General features: G+C 62.6%; 1 protein-coding gene and 2 pseudogenes. All 3 read left to right on the top strand.

The genetic code is table 11. From position 1 onward, the window contains the following. Window positions 1-367: pseudogene (locus tag ATN38_RS00245) on the top strand (transposase); the annotation flags it as partial. A 536-nt stretch (window positions 368-903) separates the two neighbouring features. Then, window positions 904-2,397, top strand: a complete 1,494-nt coding sequence (gene ltrA / locus ATN38_RS00240; protein ID WP_080656780.1) for a group II intron reverse transcriptase/maturase — start codon at window positions 904-906, stop codon at window positions 2,395-2,397. A 78-nt stretch (window positions 2,398-2,475) separates the two neighbouring features. Continuing rightward, window positions 2,476-2,923 (top strand): annotated as a pseudogene (locus ATN38_RS00235) (transposase); the annotation flags it as partial. Window positions 2,924-3,201: the final 278 nt, after the last annotated feature.

Here is a 3,201-nt window from a genome sequence, read left to right as displayed (position 1 = left end):
GGTGATCGAGGAGGTGCAGGACTGGTCTGCCCGACCACTCGACGAGGTATACGCAGCGATCTTCATCGACGCAATCGTCGTCAAAGTCCACGACGGGCAGGTAGCGAACCGGCCTATTTACGCCGCGATCGGCGTCAGTCTCGACGGGCACCGCGACGTGCTCGGATTGTGGGCGGGAACCGGCGGTGAGGGCGCGAAATTCTGGATGTCCGTGCTGACGGGCATCCCCAACAGGGGCACCCGGGACGTGTTCTTCTTGGTCTGCGACGGATTGAAAGGTCTACCGGAGGTCGTCGAGAATGTGTGGCCGGCGGCCACTGTCCAAACGTGTGTAATCCATTTGATCCGCAATGTGCGCCGTGAGGCGCCTGATTCACCGATCGGAGGTGGGAAACCTTCGTCGCCGGGCCGTCGTAGCGGTTCGGTGGAGCTGGGAGCAGCCCCGACAAAGCCGGGACGTACTAGTACTGCCAGATGGTGCGGGCTCGGCAAGCGAGACGAGAGGGTGTACGCGAGGAATCAGCGTTTGACGCCTCGTTAACAAGAACCGGCTCGAATCTGGCGGATGTGGGCCGGGATGCGGTGCGCGTCATCATTGTTGCGGTGATGGCGCCCGTCTGCACCGAAGCCGTCGGTGTGGGCAGGTCGGGAGGAAAGTCTGCGGCGTACTCCCGTCGACCGCCGGGGTATAGCTGGGCACCGGACTCGTCGAGCGGTGACAGGTGAACACGGGAACCGTCTCGGTCCCACCACATTTCCCGCGCATCCAGTGCGGGCGGTCGGGTTGGGTCCGCTGTCGGCCGATCGGGCCGGGGCGGGGCGGAGTCGTCGTAGTAGTCGGAGGCCGGGAAAGCCGGTCACAGGGCGAAGGGCGGCAGCAAGTGAAGCAGAATGGGAGTTGTCATGCCGGAAGAGGCGCCGGTGAATATCGGTGCACTGCTGGAACGTCCGTACACGGTGCGTCAGCGGGTACTGGGGATTCAGACCAAACTGCACAGTTGGGCGGCGGCCGATCCTGGTCGTTGTTTCGATGATCTGTTCAATCTCGTGGTGGACCCAGGGTTCCTCGTCATGGCGTGGACGCGGGTCCGGGAGAACAAGGGCGCCAAGACGGCTGGGATCGACGGGGCCACCGCGTGGTCGGTCGAGAACAGCGAGCGCGGCGTGGCCGGTTTCCTGACCGAACTGCGGACCTCGTTGAAGGACCGCTCGTTTCGTCCGGTGCCGGTACGGACGGTGTCGATTCCCAAGGCGAACGGCAAACGTCGCCGCCTGGGCATCCCCACTCTTCGTGACCGCGTCGTGCAGGCGTCGTTGAAGCTGGTGTTGGAGCCGATTCTGGAGGCCGATTTCGACCCGTCCAGTTACGGGTTCCGCCCGGAACGTCGATGTCAGGACGCCATCGAGGAAATCCGGTTCTACGCCGCACGCGGCTACGAGCAGGTCTTCGAGGGCGATATCGCGGCATGTTTCGACGAAATTTCGCACCCGGCCCTGATGGACAGGTTGCGGCTTCGTGTGACTGACCGACGAATCCTGCTGTTGGTCAAGGCGTTTCTGAAAGCGGGGCTGTTGGACGAGCTGAACGAGGTCCGCGACACCACCACCGGCACTCCCCAGGGTGGGATTTTGTCCCCGCTGCTGGCCAACCTCGCTTTGTCGGTCCTCGATGAGCACTTCCGGGAAAGATGGCGGGCCATGGGCAACCAGACCCAACGCTGGCGTGCCACCCGCCGAGGCGCCGCGACCTACCGAACCGTCCGCTATGCAGACGATTTCGTGGTCATGGTGTTCGGCACCCGGCAGCAAGCCGAGGATCTCTACGGCGAGATCGAGACCGTGCTTGCGACGGTCGGGCTCCGTCTGGCGCCCGAAAAGACGCAAGTGGTCGGGATCGACGAGGGCTTCGATTTTCTCGGTTTCCGCATCCAGCGGCACCGACAGAAAGGAAGCGACCGGAAACTGATCTACACCTATCCGTCGAAGAAATCGATGAACACCATTCGGCGTAAGGTCACGACAGCGACCGGCAGACAGACCACCAGCTTGCCCGCGAAAGATATGTTCCGACTTCTGGGACAGATCACTCGCGGCTGGGCGTTCTATTTCCGGCACGGCGCGTCGGCCCATGCGTTCGGCCTGCTCAACCACCACCTGTGGTGGCGGGTCTGGCGTTGGCTACGCAAGAAACATCCGAACCGGAAGGCGTACTGGATCATTCGCCACTACTATGGCTCCGGCCGATGGTGGCCGGAAGCGGGTGGGATCACGTTATTTCAACCCGCGACGGTGACGATCAAACGCTACCGATACCGCGGGGCGCGTATCCCCAACCCGTGGCTGATCCACGCTCAGAAGACAGGACCGACAACCCTTGCGGAGAGCCCGGTGCGGTGAGAATCGCACGCCGGGTTCGGCGGGCGGCCCGAGGAAACGGACCGGGAGCAATCCCGATACCGCGCCTCGGGTCGACCCCACACGTTTCAGTTGTCGTCGCGGCAGCATTGGGCTGCGCTCAAACATGATCTCAAGTCGATCTTTCGCTGCCCCGACTGAGGCCGCCGCGAGTGCGGCGTTCGAGGATCTCGCTGACCGTTGGGGCAAGCAGTATCCGGCGATCATCCGATTGTGGAACAACGCCTGGCAGGAGTTCATCCCGTTCCTGGATTACGACACCGAGATACGGCGAGTGCTGTGCTCTACCAATGCGATTGAGTCTTTGAATGCCGGATGCCGGCGGGCTGTCAAGGCTCGTGGGCATTTTCCCACCGAGGCTGCTGCGCTCAAGTGCTTCGATCTGGTGACGCGGTCACTGGACCCGACAGGCAAGGGCCAGGCACGATGGATTACGAGGTGGAAGCCTGCTCTGAACGCGTTTGCGATCACGTTCGCCGATCGGTGGCCGGGATCGGAAACCTACTGATGGAAACCGGCCGAAACACCGTTAGCGAGATAGACCCCGGCATTGATCGCAGGTGCAGTCAACGACTGGTCTGTGGTGGTGATGGCTCTTGTCCTCGTGCCGTTCGTAGTCATCGTGCGGTGGCCGAATACGCCCTCCGGCGTTGTCTTCGGGGAGGAATCGTCAAATTCTGTGGATTAAGGTGTGTCAGGCGACCTCGGATACCGGCGTGTCCGGTGACGGTTCCGGGGTGATCTCGACGGGTCGTTCGAGGAGCTTGCCCTTGTGGAACAGCGCAC

This window comes from Rhodococcus sp. FH8 (assembly GCF_019266085.1).
In the GTDB taxonomy this organism is placed as follows: Bacteria; Actinomycetota; Actinomycetes; order Mycobacteriales; family Mycobacteriaceae; genus Rhodococcus_F; species Rhodococcus_F qingshengii.
This window is presented reverse-complemented; position numbering and strand designations above follow the sequence as displayed.